Source organism: Stenotrophomonas sp. P5_B8 (assembly GCF_054049855.1).
The window spans coordinates 1-695 of sequence record NZ_JBFULO010000833.1; the positions used below are offsets into that span (position 1 = coordinate 1).

1 tRNA gene and 1 pseudogene are annotated in these 695 nt (G+C 66.8%); one reads left to right on the top strand and one right to left on the bottom strand.

Annotation, left to right across the window (positions count from 1 at the left end):
- Positions 1-458, bottom strand: a pseudogene (locus ACXJKH_RS21730) (ribonuclease R); the annotation flags it as partial.
- 128 nt (positions 459-586) lie between these two features.
- On the opposite strand from ACXJKH_RS21730, the gene ACXJKH_RS21735 reads away from it, so the two are divergent.
- A tRNA-Leu gene (locus ACXJKH_RS21735) sits at positions 587-673 on the top strand.
- Positions 674-695: the final 22 nt, after the last annotated feature.

Below are 695 nucleotides of genomic sequence, written 5' to 3' on the forward strand. Positions count from 1 at the left end.
GGCCGTCTCGCACCATCGCGGCCGTCTCGCACCATCGCGCCCAGGCGCTTGCCCAGTGCATCGGCGCGGTCGGGCTCGGTCAGGCCGAGGTGGACGCCGATCTCGTCAGCGGTCTGCGGACCGTCGCAGCGTTCCAGCAGCTGCAGGATCGCCTCACGGCTGGCGATCGGCTGCGCGTAGCGCTCTGCTTCGCGCGCGGCGTGCGGGTCGACGACGTTCATGTCGGTAGATGTCGGGTGCGGGCGGCGGCGGGTCGGGATCGGCGCGCCGGCGTCCGGTTTCGGACCGCCACGGTTGCCGCCACGCGCTGGCGCCGGGGTGTTCATCGATTCGGGCATCCACGGTGGCAGCTTGCCCGCCTTCTTGGCGGCAGCGCGGGGCTTGCCCGACGGACCGGCAGCCTGGGGCACCGGGGACTTGGGGGCTTTCGCGCCCCGGGTCGGTTTCTTTGGTTTCATTGCCCTCCATGGTAACCGCTGACGGTGTGCAGAGGCAGTCGAGGCGCATCCATATGCAGGTTTGTGAAGAAATTTCGTAAAAGCGTTGACAAGGGCCGTCGGCATCTCCACAATTCGCCTCCTGAGTCGCCCAGGTGGCGGAATTGGTAGACGCACTAGCTTCAGGTGCTAGCGGGGGCAACTTCGTGGAGGTTCGAGTCCTCTCCTGGGCACCATGACTCAGACAATGATCAAACC